The 18,521-nt window shown below is 59.1% G+C and carries 18 protein-coding genes; 7 read left to right on the top strand and 11 right to left on the bottom strand.

Going from position 1 to position 18,521, the window contains the following annotated elements; all coding sequences use genetic code 11:
• Positions 1 to 27: 27 nt before the first annotated feature.
• The 3 genes from BMX27_RS02185 (at position 28) to BMX27_RS02195 (ending at position 3,540) form a co-directional block, all read left to right on the top strand.
• Complete coding sequence (locus BMX27_RS02185) at positions 28 to 1,053, top strand: LacI family DNA-binding transcriptional regulator (RefSeq protein WP_090158263.1); 1,026 nt, start codon at positions 28 to 30, stop codon at positions 1,051 to 1,053.
• The gene (gene xylA / locus BMX27_RS02190) at positions 1,050 to 2,348 is read left to right on the top strand and encodes a xylose isomerase (protein ID WP_090158264.1); all 1,299 of its coding nucleotides are present in this window, start codon (positions 1,050 to 1,052) and stop codon (positions 2,346 to 2,348) included. The genes BMX27_RS02185 and xylA overlap by 4 nt, the downstream gene beginning before the upstream one ends.
• Positions 2,349 to 2,418: 70 nt before the next feature.
• A complete protein-coding gene (locus BMX27_RS02195; RefSeq protein ID WP_090158265.1) occupies positions 2,419 to 3,540 on the top strand; it encodes a Gfo/Idh/MocA family protein in 1,122 nt (373 codons plus the stop codon).
• Here BMX27_RS02195 and BMX27_RS02200 read toward each other — a convergent pair.
• Positions 3,537 to 3,920, bottom strand: a complete 384-nt coding sequence (locus tag BMX27_RS02200; RefSeq protein WP_177172626.1) for a response regulator — start codon at positions 3,918 to 3,920, stop codon at positions 3,537 to 3,539. The genes BMX27_RS02195 and BMX27_RS02200 overlap by 4 nt on opposite strands.
• Complete coding sequence (locus BMX27_RS02205) at positions 3,889 to 7,380, bottom strand: CheR family methyltransferase (RefSeq protein WP_090158267.1); 3,492 nt, start codon at positions 7,378 to 7,380, stop codon at positions 3,889 to 3,891. The genes BMX27_RS02200 and BMX27_RS02205 overlap by 32 nt, the downstream gene beginning before the upstream one ends.
• Before the next feature lie 75 nt (positions 7,381 to 7,455).
• On the opposite strand from BMX27_RS02205, the gene BMX27_RS02210 reads away from it, so the two are divergent.
• Entirely contained in the window at positions 7,456 to 7,977 is a 522-nt protein-coding gene (locus BMX27_RS02210; protein WP_177172627.1) for a PAS domain-containing protein, read from the top strand.
• Here the strand turns inward: BMX27_RS02210 and BMX27_RS02215 are convergent.
• The 7 genes from BMX27_RS02215 to BMX27_RS02245 form a co-directional block, all read right to left on the bottom strand.
• Complete coding sequence (locus tag BMX27_RS02215; RefSeq protein WP_090158269.1) at positions 7,974 to 8,699, bottom strand: proteasome-type protease; 726 nt, start codon at positions 8,697 to 8,699, stop codon at positions 7,974 to 7,976. The two genes, BMX27_RS02210 and BMX27_RS02215, sit on opposite strands and share 4 nt — an antisense overlap.
• A gap of 33 nt (positions 8,700 to 8,732) precedes the next feature.
• On the bottom strand, positions 8,733 to 9,527 hold the full coding sequence (locus BMX27_RS02220; RefSeq protein WP_090158270.1) for a transglutaminase family protein: 795 nt from the start codon (positions 9,525 to 9,527) through the stop codon (positions 8,733 to 8,735).
• Between the two features lie 9 nt (positions 9,528 to 9,536).
• Positions 9,537 to 10,478, bottom strand: coding sequence for an alpha-E domain-containing protein (locus BMX27_RS02225; protein WP_090158271.1), 942 nt, complete (start codon positions 10,476 to 10,478; stop codon positions 9,537 to 9,539).
• Position 10,479: 1 nt separating this feature from the next.
• Positions 10,480 to 11,907: a circularly permuted type 2 ATP-grasp protein gene (locus BMX27_RS02230; RefSeq protein WP_090158272.1), complete on the bottom strand. Its 1,428-nt coding sequence runs from the start codon at positions 11,905 to 11,907 to the stop codon at positions 10,480 to 10,482.
• Positions 11,908 to 11,957: 50 nt separating this feature from the next.
• Positions 11,958 to 12,731 carry a transglutaminase-like domain-containing protein gene (locus BMX27_RS02235; RefSeq protein WP_090158273.1) on the bottom strand — a complete coding sequence of 258 codons (774 nt, stop codon included), beginning with the start codon at positions 12,729 to 12,731 and terminating at the stop codon, positions 11,958 to 11,960.
• Positions 12,732 to 12,796: 65 nt separating this feature from the next.
• Complete coding sequence (locus BMX27_RS02240) at positions 12,797 to 13,021, bottom strand: hypothetical protein (protein WP_090158274.1); 225 nt, start codon at positions 13,019 to 13,021, stop codon at positions 12,797 to 12,799.
• Between the two features lie 130 nt (positions 13,022 to 13,151).
• A complete protein-coding gene (locus tag BMX27_RS02245) occupies positions 13,152 to 13,466 on the bottom strand; it encodes a hypothetical protein (protein ID WP_090158275.1) in 315 nt (104 codons plus the stop codon).
• Between the two features lie 247 nt (positions 13,467 to 13,713).
• On the opposite strand from BMX27_RS02245, the gene BMX27_RS02250 reads away from it, so the two are divergent.
• Positions 13,714 to 14,235 (top strand): copper chaperone PCu(A)C, encoded by a 522-nt coding sequence (locus BMX27_RS02250; protein WP_256212365.1) that lies wholly within the window; start codon positions 13,714 to 13,716, stop codon positions 14,233 to 14,235.
• Positions 14,236 to 14,248: 13 nt separating this feature from the next.
• Here the strand turns inward: BMX27_RS02250 and ppsR are convergent, their stop codons facing one another.
• Both ppsR and BMX27_RS02260 read right to left on the bottom strand, forming a co-directional pair.
• Positions 14,249 to 15,655, bottom strand: coding sequence for a transcriptional regulator PpsR (gene ppsR, locus BMX27_RS02255; RefSeq protein WP_090158276.1), 1,407 nt, complete (start codon positions 15,653 to 15,655; stop codon positions 14,249 to 14,251).
• A gap of 29 nt (positions 15,656 to 15,684) precedes the next feature.
• A complete protein-coding gene (locus tag BMX27_RS02260; RefSeq protein ID WP_090158277.1) occupies positions 15,685 to 16,407 on the bottom strand; it encodes a cobalamin B12-binding domain-containing protein in 723 nt (240 codons plus the stop codon).
• 269 nt (positions 16,408 to 16,676) lie between these two features.
• Here BMX27_RS02260 and bchF point away from each other — a divergent pair, with 269 nt between their 5' ends.
• Together bchF and BMX27_RS02270 are read left to right on the top strand one after the other, a co-directional pair.
• A complete protein-coding gene (bchF, locus tag BMX27_RS02265; RefSeq protein ID WP_256212366.1) occupies positions 16,677 to 17,180 on the top strand; it encodes a 2-vinyl bacteriochlorophyllide hydratase in 504 nt (167 codons plus the stop codon).
• Positions 17,177 to 18,460, top strand: coding sequence for a ferredoxin:protochlorophyllide reductase (ATP-dependent) subunit N (locus BMX27_RS02270; protein WP_090158278.1), 1,284 nt, complete (start codon positions 17,177 to 17,179; stop codon positions 18,458 to 18,460). The genes bchF and BMX27_RS02270 overlap by 4 nt, the downstream gene beginning before the upstream one ends.
• The last annotated feature ends 61 nt before the right edge of the window (positions 18,461 to 18,521 follow it).

The raw sequence follows: 18,521 nt of genomic DNA on the forward strand, positions 1-18,521 counted from the left end.
GCCTAGGGTCTGATCAGGGGGGCGCCAATGGCCAGAGCAACGATTCATGATGTCGCACGAACGGCGCAGGTCAGCCTTGCGACTGTTGATCGCGTGCTGAACAATCGCGGTGGCGTTGCTGCGAAATCTGTCAAAAAGGTGCATGATGCGGTCGCAAGAACTGGTTATGTAAAGGACCAGTTCGCGGCCAACCTGTCCCGTGGCAACGGCTATCGATTCGTATTTCTCTTGCCTGCGGGGCAGTCGGCATTCGTGCGCAAGCTGATTGCCGAGATCGCGCGAGAATCCGACCTGAACCGCAAGGATCGGGTTCATATTGACATACGATCATCAAAAACATTTGATCCGGTGTCGCAGGTCGCATCCCTGCGTCAGATCGACCCTGAAACAACCGATTGTGCCGCCGTCATCGTCAGCGATGTGCCGCAGGTCAGGGCCGAGTTGACGCGTTTGCGCGCGGCGGGGGTCCGCATCGTGTCGCTTGTGGCGGATGTGCAGGCCGAGGCCCGCGATATCTATGTCGGGCCTAACAATGAGGTGGCGGGCCGAATGGCCGGGCAGTTCATGGGGCGGCTCATTCGAGAACCGGTCGGGCCAGTGCTTGTGATCGCAGGGTCGCTTGCTGCACGCGACCATGCGCAGCGCTTGCTGGGATTTCGGCAGGTTCTGCAAAATGATTTTGCCGGATTGACGCTACTGCCCGTCGTCGAGGGTTTCGATGACGCAGCGCGCATCGCTGATCTTGTGGCGCGCACGTTGGATGCAATGTCCCCCGTCGGCATCTACGCAATCGGTGCCGGGAACGCGGGTCTGGTTGCGGCGCTGCGCCGCGCCAATTCGGCATTTCGGCCCGTCACCATTGCACATGAATCGACCGATGCTACCCGCGAGGGTCTGCGCGATGGCCTGATTGACCTGGTGATCGACCAGGATCCGGGCCGCGCAGTCACCCGCGCCGTGCGCCTGATGCGCGACATGGCAGACAAACAAATCGTGCCGCCCGCGCGCGGCGAAATCCCTCTTAGTATTATCATCAAGGAAAGCCTCTCATGACCGACTATTTCAAAGGTATTGCCCCCGTCACCTATGAGGGACCTGAAAGCACCAATCCGCTGGCGTTCAGGCACTATAACCCCGACGAGGTCATTCTGGGCAAAACCATGCGCGACCACCTGCGCTTTGCCGTTGCCTATTGGCACAACTTTGTCTGGGAAGGCGGCGACCCGTTTGGGGGCCGGACGTTCGACAGGCCCTGGTTTCCTGCCGACAGCATGGAGCTGGCCAAGCTGAAGGCCGATGCCGCATTCGAGATGTTCGAGATCCTCGGTGTGCCGTATTATTGTTTTCACGATCACGACATCCGGCCAGAGGGTGCGTCGCTGCAAGAGAGTGCGGATCGTCTGAATGAAATGGCGGACTACGTCGCCCCCAAGATGGAAGGCGGCACCCAGTTGCTATGGGGAACGGCCAATATGTTCAGCCACCGCCGCTACATGAGCGGAGCCAGCACGAACCCCGACCCCGATGTCTTTGCCTATTGCGCCAGCACGGTCAAAACCTGCATGGATGTGACCCATCGTCTGGGTGGCGAGAACTACGTGCTGTGGGGCGGGCGCGAGGGCTATGAGACACTGCTGAACACCGATCTGGACCGAGAACTGGCGCAGATGGGGCGGTTTTTGCAGATGGTCGTCGAATACAAGCACAAGATCGGATTCAAGGGCGCGATCCTGATCGAGCCAAAGCCGCAAGAACCGACCAAGCATCAGTATGACTACGACGTCGCCACGGTTTACGGATTCCTCCAGCGGTTCGGTCTGGAAAACGAGGTCAAGGTGAACGTCGAACAGGGACATGCGATCCTTGCCGGCCATTCGTTCGAGCATGAACTGGCGATGGCGCGCGCGCTGGGCGTGTTCGGGTCGATCGACATGAACCGCAACGACTATCAATCCGGCTGGGACACGGACCAGTTCCCCAACAATGCGCCGGAGGCCGCGCTTGCCTATTACGAGGTGTTGCGCGCTGGCGGATTCACCACGGGCGGGACGAATTTCGACGCCAAGCTGCGCCGCCAGTCCATCGACGCAGAAGATCTGATTGCAGCGCATGTAGGCGGGATGGACATCTGCGCCCGGGGGCTGAAGGCCGCGGCCGCCATGATCGCCGATGATGCACTTGAGGCACCGCGCCGCGCCCGCTACGCTGGATGGGAAAGCGCGGACCACCTGTCTGAATCCGCAACGCTGGAGAGCGTCGCTGCCTATGCCGAGGCAGGTCAGATTGACCCCCAGCCGGTATCAGGTGGGCAGGAACGGTTGGAAAACATTGTGAACCGCTACGTCTAGTGGCGGATGCCGGACCGGGGCGCTGCCCCGGACCCCGGAGTATTTTTGGCAAGATGATGGAGATGGTGCCATGACACGGATCAAGCTTGGCATGGTTGGCGGCGGCAAGGATGCGTTTATCGGGGCGGTCCACAGGATTGCCGCGCGCATGGACAACCGGTTCGAGATGGTGGCCGGCGCGCTGTCTTCTACGCCTGAAAAAGCGCGTGAATCGGGGCGTGCGCTTGGGCTGGCACCAGACCGGACCTATGACGACTATGTCGCCATGGCCAAGCGCGAGGCACGGCTGAAAGACGGAATAGCCGCCGTTGCGATCGTGACCCCCAACCACATGCACGCGCCGGTCGCGCGTGAATTTCTGAAACGCGGGATTCACGTGATCTGTGACAAGCCGCTGACGGCAACCCTGGCGGAAGCGCGCAAATTGGTCGCTGCCGCCGAAAAGTCCGACGCCTTGTTCATCCTGACGCATAACTACACCGGTTATCCGCTGATGCGTCATGCGCGTCAGATGATCGCCGAAGGTGCGCTGGGCCGGATCCGGGTCGTGCAGGTGGAATACGCACAGGACTGGCTGGCCGAGGCACCGGAACCGGACAACAAGCAAGCGGCCTGGCGCACCGATCCGGCTAAGTCAGGGGTGGGCGGTTCCACCGGCGACATCGGCACCCATGCCTATAATCTGGCATGTTTCGTGACGGGCCTGAAGCTGGACAGCCTTGCCGCGGATCTGGATGCATTCGTGCCGGGGCGGCAGGTGGACGACAACGGACACGTGATGTTGCGGTTTCAAGGTGGGGCCAAGGGCATGCTGTGGTGTTCGCAGGTTGCCACTGGATCGGAAAACCGCCTGACCCTTCGGGTTTATGGCGAAAAGGGCGGGATCGAATGGGGACAGGAAAACCCCAACGTCATGCGCTACACCCCCTTGGGCGGTGTCACGCAACTGCTGACCCGCAATGGCGCGTCGGGTGCGACGACTGGCACGCGGGTGCCAGGGGGCCATCCAGAGGGATATCTGGAGGCGTTTGCCAATATCTATGCTGCAGCCGCCGATGCGATCGAGGCTGCGCGCACCGGCGAGAAATCGTCTGCGCTTTATCCCACGATCCAGGACGGTCTGGACGGCGTTGCATTTGTCGATGCCTGCGCGCGGTCGTCACGCCGCAACGCAGCGTGGATCACGCTTTAGGCGAGGCGGGCAGGTGCAATCTGCACCCCGAAAGCCGCAGCAATATCGCCGATCTGGAATGGCTTTTCGACCAGTGTAAAGTCGCAGATTTCGCCGATTTCGTCGCGGTTGTAGCCCGACGCAAAGACGACCTTGACGCCCTTGCGGGACAGGTCGAGGCCCAGTTCGATACTGCGTTCGCCGTTGCCGAGGTTCATGTCCAGCAAGGCAAAGTCGAAAGTATGTGACCCGCATTTCGCATGGGCCGATGCGAGGTTGTGTGCGATCTGCACATCGAACCCGAGTTGGTTTTCCAATCCATCTGACACATCGAGGGCCACGATGACCTCGTCTTCGACATATAGGATTTTAGGACGTGTAGGTGTCGAAGACGCTGTCATTCGGAATCTCGATAAGTGAATCTTTCGGAATGGTAAAAACGCACCGTAGTCCCGATTGTTCCCAGAAAAATTCAACTTTTCCATCAAGGCTACCCTCAATCGTCGATCGAATCAATTGGCTGCCGAAACCGGAGACCTCGCTCTGGTCTGCGGGCGGGCCTCCCTTTTCCTGCCAGCTGAAGATAAAGTCATCGGATTCACCATCATCCTGCCGCACCCATGACAATGAGACCTGACCGTCTTCTTTTGAAAAACTGCCGTATTTGGCGGCATTGGTCGCAAGTTCGTGGATGGCCATGCCAAGTGACAATGCGGCGCGGGCGTTGACGACGATGTCGGGGCCTTTCAGTCGGACGCGTTCGGCACCGTATACGTCCACCAGTTCGGGGCGCAGGATATCCTGCAGTTTCGCTGATGACCAGTTCGACTGGGTCAGCAGTTTGTGCGTCTGGGCAAGGGCCTGAATCCGCTGGGAAAGCGCCTCGAAGATCGCCTTGTCAGCGGTCGCATCGCGTTTGGCCCGCGACACCAGTGCCAGCACATTGGCCAGCATGTTTTTGACGCGATGCTGCAATTCCTGCATCACGCGGCGCAGCTCGAACTGGATCTGAACCAATTCGGTGCTGTCGCGGACATTGATACCGATGCCGATCAACTTGTCTCCCTGACTGACGGGGTACCAATCTGTTTCAAACACCCGGTTGTCATCCGGGCGCGTCGGCACGGCCCCCCTGATCTGGTAGTTTTCGACCTTTTTGCCAGTTTCGATCACCTGTTGTGCCAGACGACGTGCGATTTCGGACATGCCGCCCGACATTTCACCCAGCGATCTGCCGATCATGTCTTCGACCGGAACACCAAGGATTTCGGACAGTCGCGTATTGGCTCTGATGTAATTGAGATCGGTGTCCAGCAAGGCCATCGCAAGCGGGCTTGCGGTGTACAGACCCTCGATTTCCTCTAACCGGTCGGCCGCGATCAGGCGCGCCTCTTCGGCGTCCCTGGCCAAACTGCGCAGTTCAGTGACGTCAAACAGGGACACGACGACTCCGCCCACTGAGTGGCCACTCTGGGCATAAGGAACGAAACGCGCCCGGAACGATTTCCCGCGACGTGTCTCGTATTCCTTTTCCAGCAGCTCCTGGCTTTCCATCACCCTTTCGCAGTCAGTGACGATCTGCTCCATGTCCACATCGGACGCGATATCGTCGATCCGGCGACCGATATCGTTTTTCTGGAATCGGAACACCTCGCAGGCTTCGGGGGTAAAGCTGCGCAGCTTGAGGCCGGCGTCCAGAAAAACGGTCCCGATCTTGGTGCTGCGGATGAAATTCGCGAGGTCCGTGTTGGCATCCCGGACTTCTGTAATCTTGTTGTTCAATTCGTCGTTGGTTGTTGTCAGTTCCTCGTTCGCGGACTGCAACTCTTCGTTCATGGACATCATTTCTTCGTTCGAGCTTTTCAGCTCTTCGTTTGATGTCTCCAGCTCTTCGACGGTGGACCTGATCTGAAGCCTTGCCTCGTCCAATTCGCTTTCGAGGTCCTGCACATATTTGGCTGTCGCCTCTGACAAGTTTTCGGGACTGGGAAGCTTGGTCCCCTCGGGCAGGGTCTGGTCCTGGAACAGGATCAGGTCCTGACCGCCTGTCATGCGCTGCCGGGTAATACGGATGAATCGCGGAGTGCCATCCAGAACGCCCGTGAAATCCCAATCGGCGGTCTCGCCGGTTCCAAGCTGGCGGTTCAACAGCCGACGCAGGTTGTTTTCCAGTTCCGGCCGGATCAGCTTCATCAGGTCCAGCTGCGGACGGCCGGCCTTCATTTTCAGATAGGCCGTCGCCGGATCAGATGCGTATTGCAGATCACGTGCGTTGCTGACGACGATATACGCAGGAGACATCAGGTCGATGACCTGGTCGGCATAGGCCATTGCAGGCTTCGTTTGCCTGTTTCCTGCGCCATGCATCGCGTTCTGCGGTTCGTTTTCCGGCTCGGGGGCGGGTGTCTGGCTAAGGTCCAGGCGTGCCGCGGGGCCGGGCTGCCGGCGGTAGATGCGGTTCTGTCGGGACAGGTCTGCAAAGGCCTCTGGACCGTTAATGGGCGATTCGGATGTGCCCAGCACGAGGATACCGCCTTCGCGCAGGGCATAGTGAAACACCCGGATCGCTTTTTCTTGTAGTGATTTGTCGAAATAGATCAGGACGTTACGGCAGGTGACCATGTCGATCTGACTAAAGGGCGGGTCCTTCACAATGCTTTGGTTCGAAAACCGCACCATCGCACGCAGCCTGTCATTGACCGTGTAGCCGTCACTGCGCCATTTGAAATACTTGTGAAGGTATTCTGCCGGAACTTCGTCGGCGATGGTGTTCAGGTATTGACCACGCCGGGCCGTTTCCAGCGCGTCCTCGTCAATATCCGTGCCAAAGATCATCACACGGGGCCACACATCAAGACGTTCCATCGCTTCTGACAACAGCATCGCGATGCTGTAGGCCTCTTGTCCGGTGGAACAGCCCGGCACCCAGATCCGCAGTTCATCCGTGTTGCTGCGGCCTTCCATCAGTTCGGGGATGACCTTGTTGCGCAGATCGTCGAACACGGAATCGTCGCGGAAAAAGCTGGTGACGTTGATCAGTACGTCCTTGAACAGGCGACTGACCTCTTCGGGATCGTTGATCAGAACCTTGAGGTATTCGTTCGGATGGCTCAGGCCCAGAACAGACATGCGCACTGCGATCCGCCGCAGCAACGTGCCGGGTTTATAGCCGGAAAAGTCGTGACCCGTGCGATAGCGGACATGCCGCATGGCGCGGCTGATGAATTCGCGGTCGGTCAGGGCGTCCTCTGGGATGCCGCCGCGACAGTCAAAGTAATCGTTCAGGACCGCAAACATTTCCGCGACAGGCAGGACGATATCGGCCACCCCGGTTTCGATCGCACTGCGCGGCATGCCGTCGTATTTCGCCTCGGACAGGGCCTGCACGAACACCAGACCGCCGGCCTCCTTGATCGCGCGGGCACCCAGACTGCCGTCGCTGCCTGTGCCGGACAGGATGATGCCCACAGCGCGTTCGCCGGAATTTTGCGCCAGTGACACGAGAAATGCGTCGATCGGGCGCCTGCGGCCACGCGGAAGATCGTAATTTTCCGTATGAAGTTTTCCATCGATGATCGTCAGGGATTGGCCTGGTGCGATCAGGTAAATGTTCCCCGATTCGACGGCCATGCCGTTGCCCGCTTCCTTGACCGGGGTTTTGGTCCGTTTGGTCAGCAATTCACCCAAGAGACTGTCGTGGTCAGGGTCGAGGTGTTGAACGATGACGATTGCCAGGCTGTGGCTGGGAGGCAGGTTGTCCAAAAATCCCTGAAGCGCCTCAAGCCCACCCGCAGAGGCCCCGATTCCGACGACCACAGGCCCTTTTGGGGGCGTGATAGGCAAAGAAAACGTGTCGATCATCAGGTCATCCGGTTCATGTTGTCATCGTCTCATGTCATGAGTAACGATCAAGTCAAATCTGTCGGGGGGGTCCACATGCCGTATCTCAATCTGGAACAGGTCGCAAAACGATTCGACCCACTCTCTGTCGCTTTGACAATAGCTGACCCCGGTCAGACAGACTTACCTTTGATCTATTCGAACTCTGCATTTAGTGCGCTGACCGGATATGCCCAGCACGAGGTTTTGAACAGGAATTGCAGGTTCTTGCAGGGCGATCTGGACAATACATCGGCGCGACGCACGGTCCGTGATGCCTTGGCGGCGGCCAAGCCTGCGCAGGCCACATTCGACAACCTGCGCAAGGACGGATCGTCGCTGACAACGCTGTTGTATCTCGAGCCTCTGCACGATCGTGCCGGCAATCTTGTCTATGTGGTCGGGTCACAGTTCGAGCTGCACCCCAAGGTCAGCGCCGCCGAGGTGGATCGGCATTCCAACCAGTTCGTGGACGGGATCGGTGACCTGCTGGCATTGAACGAAAACCTGCGCGCCGTGACGCAACGTTCATTGGCGCGGTCGGCATTGGCGACGGTCAAGCTGTGGCTCGAGACCTAGAGGGTATAGTCCGGCAGTGACGAAAACGCCTCTTTGAGGGCCAGTGACCACCCTTCTGAAATGCGATGATACAGTTCATCGTCCGTTTCCACGCGTTTGCGGTGGGTCGGTTTGAAATCACCGGTTTCGTAGCAGAGAATGTCGAATGGCAGGCCGACCGACAGGTTCGATTTCACCGTTGAATCGAAACTGACCATCAGCAGCTTGACTGCATCCGCAAACGACATTTCCGGATCAAACCCGCGCACAAGGATGGGTTTGCCGTATTTCGTCTCGCCAATCTGGAAAAACGGGGTTTCTTCGGTGACTTCGACGAAATTACCTTCGGGGTAGACCATGAACAGTGTTGGCTCGCCGCCCTTGATCTGGCCGCCGACAATGACGGTGGCGCGGAACTTTTCCTCGCCGCCTACGGAGTTGGAATAGGAAATGACCTCTTTCAACGTGGCACCGACCAGTCGCGCGACCTGGAACATGGTTGGTTCGCGCAGGATCGACGGGTCCCTGTCGGCCGCTGTCTTGGACCGTTCGTCCAGCAGCGAAATCAACGATTGCGTCGTGGCCAGATTGCCGGCCGTCATGAGCGTGATCAGGCGGTCGCCCTCGACCTCCCAGGTAAATAGTTTGCGGGTCGATGAAAAATTGTCGACGCCCGCATTCGTGCGGGTGTCTGACATGAAAACAAGGCCTTGGTTCAGTCGCAGGCCGACGCAGTAGGTCATTTGATCAGGTCCAGATTGGGTCTGGCTGTGCTTTTACTGCTGCACTTGCAAAGTCACAATCAGCGATTCGACGCCAGCACCGCGGCGCATGCCCTTGACGGGGGCTGCATCGCGTGCGTCCCGGCCGACTGCCAGCCGCGCATAGCGGTCATCCGGGCTGATCCGGTTGCTGACGTCGAAACCGACCCAACCCAGATCGGGCAGGTAAACCTCGGCCCAGGCGTGGCTGGCGGTCTGGTCATCCGTCTGGTTCAACTTGAGATAGCCGGACACATAGCGCGCCGGCAGGTCTGCCGCGCGGGCCACGGCAATCAGGATATGGGCATGGTCCTGACACACGCCGCAGCCACCTGCGAGGGCCTCGGTCGCGGTCGTATCCGTATAGGTCTGCCCTGTTTCGTAAGGCACGGCATCCAATATGTCAGCGCAGATGGCATGCAGCGCGGGGATCGAATTGTCCGCCGCCAGTCTGTCGGCCAAGGCACGGATTGCATCGTCGGCCTCGGTTGCGCGGGTGGTCGTTTTGAAATGCCACAGCGGTGCAGTGCCGTGCACGGGGCCAAGGACCCCTGCGGTATCGTGGGTTTCGATTACGCCGCGCGCGGTCACGGCCAGTTCGGTCGCGCCGCGTGTCACATTCACCAGGTTTGTGTGGTTGCCGTAGTGATCGTCGTAGGTCAGCTCGATCTGGCCGCCCTCGACGATGATTTCCCAGGATTTCACGCGCTGCATCGCGTTATCCTGCGGACGCAGATGCAGGCGTTGCAGCGCATATGACACCGGACGATCATAGGTGTAGCGGGTCGTATGTGTGATGTGCAGGTCCAAGTGGCGATCCTATCCGTAGAACTTGTAGTCCTGCTCGATCATCTGACCCAACGCATTGTTGTCCCGGATGAATCCAGTGATGAATTCGTGCAAACCCTCTTCGAAGATGGATGCGATATCACGGTTTTTCAGTCCTTGCACCATTTGACTGGCGTGGTCCTGACAGCTGTGGCGCTCACCGTATTCCGCGCAGAGGTGTTCGAGGTTGGAGCAGGTCTGTTCCAGACTGAAGATCAGGCTGCGCGGCAACCGCCGGTCAAGGATCAGGAAACGCGCCACCGATGTCGCCGTCATGTCGTCCTCGTCCAGCCAGCGAAAGGCACGATGCGCGCTGACGGACCGCAGGATCGTTTCCCACTGCACGTTGTCCAGCGACGATCCCACGAAACTGGTGCTGGGCAGCAGCGTGTAATATTTCACATCGATGATGCGGGCCGTGTTGTCTGCGCGTTCGATAAATGTGCCCAGCCGGGCAAAATCATAGATGTCGTTTCGCAGCATGGTCCCATGCAGCGCGCCGCGAACCAGTGCCGATTGCTGGCGGATGATATCCAGAACCTTTGGCAGTTCTGTTTCCACGACCGGTTCGGCCAGCAGGTCTTTCATTGTCATCCAGTTGTCGTTTACCGCGGACCATACTTCGGTGGTGAGTGCGGTGCGCACCAGCCTGGCGTTGTCCCGCGCGGATTTCACAACAGACAGGACCGATGATGCGTTGTCCGGGTCGCGCAACAAATAGTTGATGACGTCCGCGCTCTCGAATCCTTGGTATTTCTGGGAAAATGATCCGGCAGCACCGGCTGTCGTCGCCACCGATTTCCAGCCTGTGGCCTGGTCCTGGCTGCGGGTCAGCGCAATGCGAAACCCGGCCTCGATCAGGCGGGCCGTATTTTCGGCGCGTTCAAGGTTGCGGAACATCCAGTACAGGCCGCCTGCGGTCTTGCCCAGCATATCAGTCCTCCAGAACCCAGGTATCTTTGGTCCCGCCACCCTGCGAGGAATTCACGACCAGCGACCCTTCCTTGAGGGCGACACGGGTCAAGCCCCCGGGGGTGATGTCGATCCCCTTGGGGCTGACCAGCGCAAAGGGACGCAAATCGACATGACGCGGTGCCAACCCCTGATCGACAAAGATCGGCACCGTGGACAGCGACAGGGTCGGCTGCGCGATGTAGTTGCCGGGACGTACGCGCAGTTTGACCGCAAAGTCCTCCAGCTCTTTTTTGCTGGCGGCAGGGCCGACCAGCATTCCGTAGCCGCCCGAACCGTGCACTTCCTTGACGACGAGGTCCGCAAGGTTGTCCAGCACATAGGCCAAGCTGTCGGGTTCTGAACACCGCCAGGTATCGACGTTTTTCAAGATCGCCTTTTCGCCGGTATAGAATTCGACCAGTTCGGGCATGTAGCTGTAAATCGCCTTGTCGTCGGCAACACCGGTGCCGGGTGCATTGGCAATCGTGATGTTGCCCGCACGGTAGACATCCATGATGCCGGGCACACCCAGCATCGAATCGGGGTTAAAGCTGAGAGGATCAAGATATTCATCGTCGACCCTGCGATACAACACGTCGATGCGTTCATAGCCGCGCGTCGTCCGCATTTTCAGAAAACCGTCAACCACCCGCAGGTCATGCCCTTCGACCAGTTGCGCCCCCATCTGGTCGGCGAGAAAGCTGTGTTCGAAATAGGCGGAATTGTAGATCCCCGGGGTCAGGACCGCGACACGCGGCTTGCCCACGCAGGACGGAGGTGCACAGGCGGCAAGCGACCGGCGCAAGTTCTTGGGGTAGTCGCTGACGGGCTGAACCTTGATCTTTGCAAACAGCTCGGGGAACATTTGCAGCATCGTTTCGCGGTTTTCCAGCATGTAGCTGACACCGGACGGCGTGCGGGCGTTATCCTCGAGCACAAAGAAATCGTCTTCTCCGGTGCGGACGATATCCGTGCCGACGATATGGGTGTAGACGTTCCCGGGGGGCGACATGCCGATCATCTGGGGCAAAAACGCCTCGTTGTTGGCGATCAGTTCGCGCGGCATGCGGCCAGATCGCAGGATTTCCTGCCGGTTATAGATGTCATGCAGAAAGGCATTGATCGCGGTGACGCGCTGCTCGATCCCGCGGGACAGTTTTTTCCATTCACGGCCGGAAATGATGCGTGGCACCAGATCGAACGGAATCAGCCGTTCCTGGGCTGCATCCTCGCCATAAACATTGAACGTTATGCCGGTGCGCCGAAAAAACGCTTCTGCTTCTTCGTGTTTCGCCCGCAGTCGTTCGGCGTCTTGCTGGTCGAACCAGGTGCGATAGCTGGCATAAGGCGCGCGCACGGTGTCGGCTGCGTCACGCATTTCATCGAAGTGGTGTTGTTCTTGTTCCATACACTGACGGTAGCGCAATGTCGGGCAGCCGCAATGGCTTGCGACACGGTTCAGACTTCTGACACCAAAACTGCCTGATGATTAAGCAACACATTCCCGAAACTTGTCAGAAAGGATACATCGGCTGCATCGCGGCCCACGCCTGTGACAACCATCCGGTCAGCTGTCGTCATTCCGCTAGGGTCCACGAGGTGCCATGCGCCGTCCAGAAATACCTCTGCGACGGCGTGAAAATCGGGAGGTGTCACATCGGGACTGTAGACGCTGGCGATCCGCGCGGGGATCGCGCTGCACCGGCACAGGGAAATCAGCAGATGCGCATGGTCACGACAGACCCCACGACGATCATCAAATGTATCCTGCGCCGTCGTCTCGGCGGTGCTTGCGGAATTGTCGTAGGCAATGTTCGTACGGATCCAATCCGCCATCGCGACCACGCGTGCCCCGCCGGTCAAGTGACCGAAGCTGTCCAGCAAATCCTCAAAGCCAGAGGCGGCGCAGTATCGCGATGCCATCAAATACTTGATATCCGGCGCGTTCAGCTGGAACAGCGGTGTGGCGGGCAGGGTGGCAAGATCGGCCACCGGACGCGATACCGTGACGCTGGCTGCGTAATGCAGGACCAGTCGTTCGCCAATGTTCATCCAGACGCGGTTCCCGATACCTTCTTCGCCGGGCGTGTCGCGCCAGTTGCAATGGTCCGGGACTGAGAAATCCTCGGATGTCACGATCTGATAAGGGTCGGTCATGGCGCGCAGCTGCAACAGAAGTGTCATCTGTTCCGGCACGGCATAGTCGAGGGTTACGCGAATGTCGCAGTTCAAGATCGCACCTGATGCCGAAGGGGAAGGTAACAACTACCTACCCCGTTCGTGGCGATCAGCAAGGTTCAGATATACAGAACGTCGCGGAACACGTGTTGCACGATGCCGTCACGCTTGATTCCCAGTGCGGCGAGTTCGTCATCAGTCATCGCCTCGAGCGCGTTTACATGTGCCATCCGGCTGTTGCGTTCGGCATAGACCACCATGTGGTCAAGAACGGATGCAAAGATGGCTTTGACGCGGTCACCGACTGCGTGGGCGGCGCCGAAGGTCAGGTTTGTTGCGGTCATGTTGTGTCCTTTCGGGGGTTGCGACCATGACTGGCCGCGCATTGTCCTCCCTAAAGGTCAAATAAGCTGACCCTCTTTGCCGGGCAACGTACAGCGCTGCAACCCCGCTACCCGCAGGACGAATAGCGGATCAGCCCAGCTTCGGGCCACGCTTTGCCAGCCGTTTTGCATTTGCACGGGTTTTGCTGCGCAGCGGCTGAATGGCGGCTTGCATGATCTCGTGCGGCTGCTGACCGGTCATCATCGCAGTGCCGGCCCGAGTCATGGACTGGAACGCAGCCTCGGTTTTCTCGGACATCATCCTGTCGTTTTCACGGTCGGTGACCGACCAGAAACCGCCCCATCCCATGACGCGCATGGCCATCACAGCCTGCGATTCCGCCAGCATCATGCCAACCTCGGCGTTCAGCTGCATCAGGTCGAACAACGTGGTTTGACGTTTCATGGTACTCTCCGACGGCGGTCGCCACACCGACCTTATGCTGCGATGCAGCGTAATGCGAGGATGAACATGGTTATACCCGATGTGCGCAGTGTCATCATTATGATTGCAGGGGCAGACGCCATGTGAAACGGGTCTGGGCTGAAATCAGCTGGTTGCGGCGGTTTGCCTCTTTTGCCGCGATGCAGTGCTGGTTATCTGCGCATCATGCGAGGCCGAAGGGTCGCGCAGAATACAGGAGATCTACGACATGACACCACTGACCCGTCTGACGTTCGGCATGACCTTGGCGCTGTTGCCCGGTTTTGCATTTGGGCATGACTACCGCGTGGGCGATCTGCTGATCGAACATCCCTTTGCGCGCAGTGCACCTGCGACGGCGATGGCAAGTGCGGGCTACATGACCATTCTGAACACCGGCGCAGAAAGCGACACCCTGGTCGCCGTCGAGGGTCCGTTCCCGCGTGTCGAAATTCATAACGTCGTGACGGGGGATGACGGGATTGCACGCATGCAAGAGCAGGAGGCGGGAATCGAAATCGCCCCCGGTGATACGCTTGCGCTGGCACCCGGTGGTTATCACGTCATGTTCATGGGGCTGGAAGGCGACGCGCTGGAAGTCGGCGAAGAAGTCCCGGCAACCCTCGTGTTCGAGCGTGCGGGCAGGGTCGATGTGGTCTTCAACGTCGAGGATATCGATGCCATGTCCGGCATGGATCATGGCAACATGGATCACGGGTCAATGGATCACGGGACGATGGGCGACAACTGATCCCGTCTGCGGATCAGTCGCTGCTTTGCGCAATAAGGCCGAATTTGCGAAGTTTGACATAAAGCGACTGCCGCGACAGGCCCAGCATTTCTGCTGCGGCCACGCGGTTGTTGCCAGTCAACTCGATGGCCGTTTCGATGCACATCTTTTCCACGACATTCGTGGTTTCGGCCACGATGTCGCGCAGCGTAGAGCTGCCGACCAATTCCACGACAGAGCTGAGTCCGCTGTCGTCGTCGGACCGGTGTGACCCATCTGCTTGCGGTGTTTCCCGGACGACGAAAGCAAAGACCGTCGCATCTGCGGCCTTGAGGGTCGTGACGCTCATCTCGACGTCGCGGGGGCTGCCATAGTCACTGGCGATCCGCGTCGCATAGGACCGCAGGGTGCCCACACGCGCGGCGTTCTGTGACATGACGCTGAAATCGACCATGCCCCGCTGGAGAAAGTCCATGAATGGCTTGCCGCGCAAATTCAGGTCATGGGCTGCGCCGATCATGTTCAGGAAACCTTCGTTCGCCGACAGAATAGCACCGTCCTCGTTGGTGAAAACAACGCCGTCCTGGCCTTTGTCGTAGACCCCGCGCAGCATCTGCGCGGTCCGGTCCGTTTCGGCGTTCAGCGCGGTGCTGGACCGTATCCGGCACAACAGGATGCGTTCGCCGGCGGACCGGAACAAGGTGGGCCGCAGTGTCAGCATCTCGCCACGGGCACCACGCACCTCGATCGTGCCATCGCCATCGGCCAGTGCCTGCGTTGTCAGACGGTCCATCAGGTTCGATTTCGCACGCTGTTCGAACAGATCGGCAAAGGACCTGCCGATCATTTCCTCGCGCTTTGATCCGATCAATGCCGACAGTTTGGAATTGGTATCACCGATCGTACCTGTCTGGACGGACACCATCGCCACGCCATCGGCCGAGCTGTCCATCATGACCCTGAACCGCGTTTCAAAATCACGCTGCGTTTCATAATCGCGCTCCAGCGCCAGCTGGGCGCTGACCAGCTGTTGCTGCATCTCTGCGACAGGGCGCAGGTCGTGGCCCAGAATCAGCACGATCCCGCCTTCGCCGATTCGGTGAAAGCTGTATTTGATCGGCAGGCCGGTGCGGTTGTCCGGAATCTTGTGGTTGACCTCGATCGGGCGAACGTGATCGTCGCCGTCGACAAAGGCCCCGAGCCGTTTGGTGAACTTGTCCTGACTGTCCAGCATCAGCAGGTCAGTCAGGTTGCGACCCTCGATATTCTGAAACAGCCCATCGTCCTCAAAATTGCGATTCAAGAGAACGGATACGATCGTGCCGCCTTCGGTCATGACCAGACCAACGTCCGAGACCGATGTCAGAATACCCCCAAGGATATCCGGCCCGATCATCGGAATATCGCCGCTGTTCCAGTATTTGATGCCGCCCGATGTCATGCCGGTCCGATCTGAAGGCGATTGCCGACCTAGGGGTTCACGAATTTTCTTGCTGTGAGAATCCTGAGATCGCATAGCGTTAGTGCCTTCTCGAGGTCGGAGGTCGCAAAGTCAGCACCGATCAGGCGCGCGATATCCGTTTCTGTGCAGAGGAGAGGGCCACCCACCACAATGGGAATCCCACTGTTAAAGACTCGAACCTCTTTTACCAGTTGCGCGAGGGTTTCAACCCCGTCGCAATGTGAGGCGGTCAAAAAGACAGCATCAGGTGCGGTTTTGCCAAAGATTTCGCAGACCGTCCCGGGCGTAGTTTCAAGCGACAGCGCAACGGAAATGCCTTGGCGTCGCATCTGGTGGGCCAACAGCATCGGACCGAATGTGTGCGCCATGTCGACGCCCGAAACCAGCATGACACGCGGCGCATCGGGTCGTTTCGCAAGCCCTGCGTCTATGCCCTTGTCCATTTGTCGCAAAAGAGATTGCAGGCGCGCGGTTCCGATCGTGACGTCCGTCCAGCTGATCCGGTCCTCTGCCCAGAGCGCGCCAAGTCGGCGGACCGCGTCGGCAATGAAATTGTCTGTCAGCGCAGCGTGACCGATCCCGTGGGCCACGGCGTTCTGCAACACCTCTGCCGGATCCTCGATCCTTGTCGAGAGTGCGGCCGCGCAGAATGCTGCGACCAGGCCCGCCTCGGGCTTGTTCGGATCGACTTGACCCTCTTGCAAGAGCCGAGCTGAGGGTCGTCGCGACATCGGGGTCTACCGTCCTTGGCTGCCATGGTCCGAGTGGTGTCCGTGCATTGCAGCCATTGTCGAAATTCGAAAGAGAATTGTCAAAGAAAATTGACAGAATTGCTGCGCTGGCCGGGAAATTCTTTCCAGAGGCCATAAAAAACTGGTTATAGGTCAGTTTTTGCGCTGTGTAACCCGGATGATGAATGCCGCTAAATGTGTAAGGCACGGTTGACACATGGCCAGAATCGCACCTAATCTAAATCCATGAAGTGTCAGGAGGACATGACGTGTTGACGACCTTGCAGTCCCGCGATGGCCGCCTTGCACCACATGGGGTGGCGGTGCCGCTCTATTCCGCGCAAGAGCGGGCCCGGCGTGATGCGACACGTTGGACGCTGGTGCAGGGCATTCTTGCACCCGTGCAATTCGTGGTTTTCCTGGTCTCTCTTGGTTTGGTCCTGCGCTATCTTGTGACCGGCGATGGTTACGCACTGGCGACCATGTCCATCATCATCAAAACCGGGGTTCTGGCCCTGATCATGGTTACCGGGGCGATCTGGGAAAAGGTCGTCTTTGGTCAGTACCTCTTTGCGCCATCTTTCTTTTACGAGGATCTCGTCAGCTTTGGCGTGATCGCCCTGCACAGCGTTTATGTCTGGGGGCTGGTCACGGGCGCGCTGGACCCGGTGACACTGATGTGGGTCACCCTCGCAGCCTACGCTGCCTATGTCATCAATGCGGGCCAATTTGTCCTGAAACTGCGCCGCGCGCGACTGGATGTGTCCGAATGAACGATCTGACCCCGACACCCGGCGGCGGATGCCGCAGCGCGCCCGTGCTGAAACAACGCGGCCAACGTGAAGTGTTTTGCGGGCTGACCGGCATCATTTGGCTGCACCGTAAAATGCAGGACGCGTTCTTCCTCGTTGTCGGCTCGCGCACCTGTGCGCATCTGCTGCAATCCGCCGCTGGCGTGATGATCTTTGCCGAGCCCCGTTTTGGCACCGCCATCCTCGAAGAACAGGACCTGGCGGGCATGAAAGACGCGCACACCGAACTTGATCGCGAGGTCGCCCGCTTGCTGGACCGCCGTCCCGACATCCGTCAACTCTTTCTTGTCGGGTCCTGCCCGTCGGAGGTCATCAAGATTGACCTCGCCCGCGCTGCAGAGCGCCTGACACAGGTCCACGCCCCGCACGTACGGGTGCTGAACTACTCTGGTTCTGGGATCGAGACGACATTCACCGAAGGCGAAGACGCCTGCCTCGCCTCCATGGTGCCGGTGCTCAAGGATACGCCCGCGCGCGAATTGCTGCTGGTTGGCGCATTGCCCGATGTGGTCGAGGATCAGATGCTGTCGCTGCTGGGTCAGATGGGCATCGACAACATCCGCCTGCTGCCCGCCCGCCGCATCGATGAAACGACAGCCGTCGGTGCCAACACCGTATTTGCGCTGACGCAGCCATTCCTGGGCGAAACCCATGCCGCGCTGATGCGCCGTGGTGCCCGTCATATCCCCGCCCCGATGCCATTCGGTGAAGAAGGCACAACAGCCTGGTTGCGTGCTGTCACCGCCGAATTTGGTGTCGATGACGCCACATTCGACGCTGTGACGGCTGCGCCCCGCGCCCGCGCCCGCAAGGCCATTGCTCAGGCGGCAGAACACCTGAACGGCAAGTCGATCTTCTTTTTCCCCGATAGCCAGCTGGAAATTCCGTTGGCCCGCTTTCTGACCCGCGAATGTGGCATGACCGCAGTCGAGGTCGGCAGCCCCTACATCCATGACGCGATCCACGGCCCCGACCTTGATCTGCTGCCCGCCGGGCCGCAAATCTCCGAAGGCCAAGACGTCGATCTGCAACTCGACCGTGTCCGCGCGGCACGTCCCGATCTGACGGTTTGCGGCCTTGGCCTCGCCAACCCGCTGGAGGCCGAGGGTCTCACGACCAAATGGGCCATCGAACTCGTGTTCACGCCGGTACATTTTTACGAACAGGCGGGCGATCTTGCCAGTTTGTTCAGCCGCCCGATCCGCCGCAAGTCTGTCCTCCGCGTGGAGGCTGCAGAATGACCTGGTTGATCGCTGTTTTCAAAATATCCTCGGGGGTCCGGGGGCAGACAGCCCCCGGCGG

It is taken from the genome of Loktanella sp. DSM 29012, from assembly GCF_900110705.1.
GTDB classification, from domain to species: Bacteria; Pseudomonadota; Alphaproteobacteria; order Rhodobacterales; family Rhodobacteraceae; genus Loktanella; species Loktanella gaetbuli.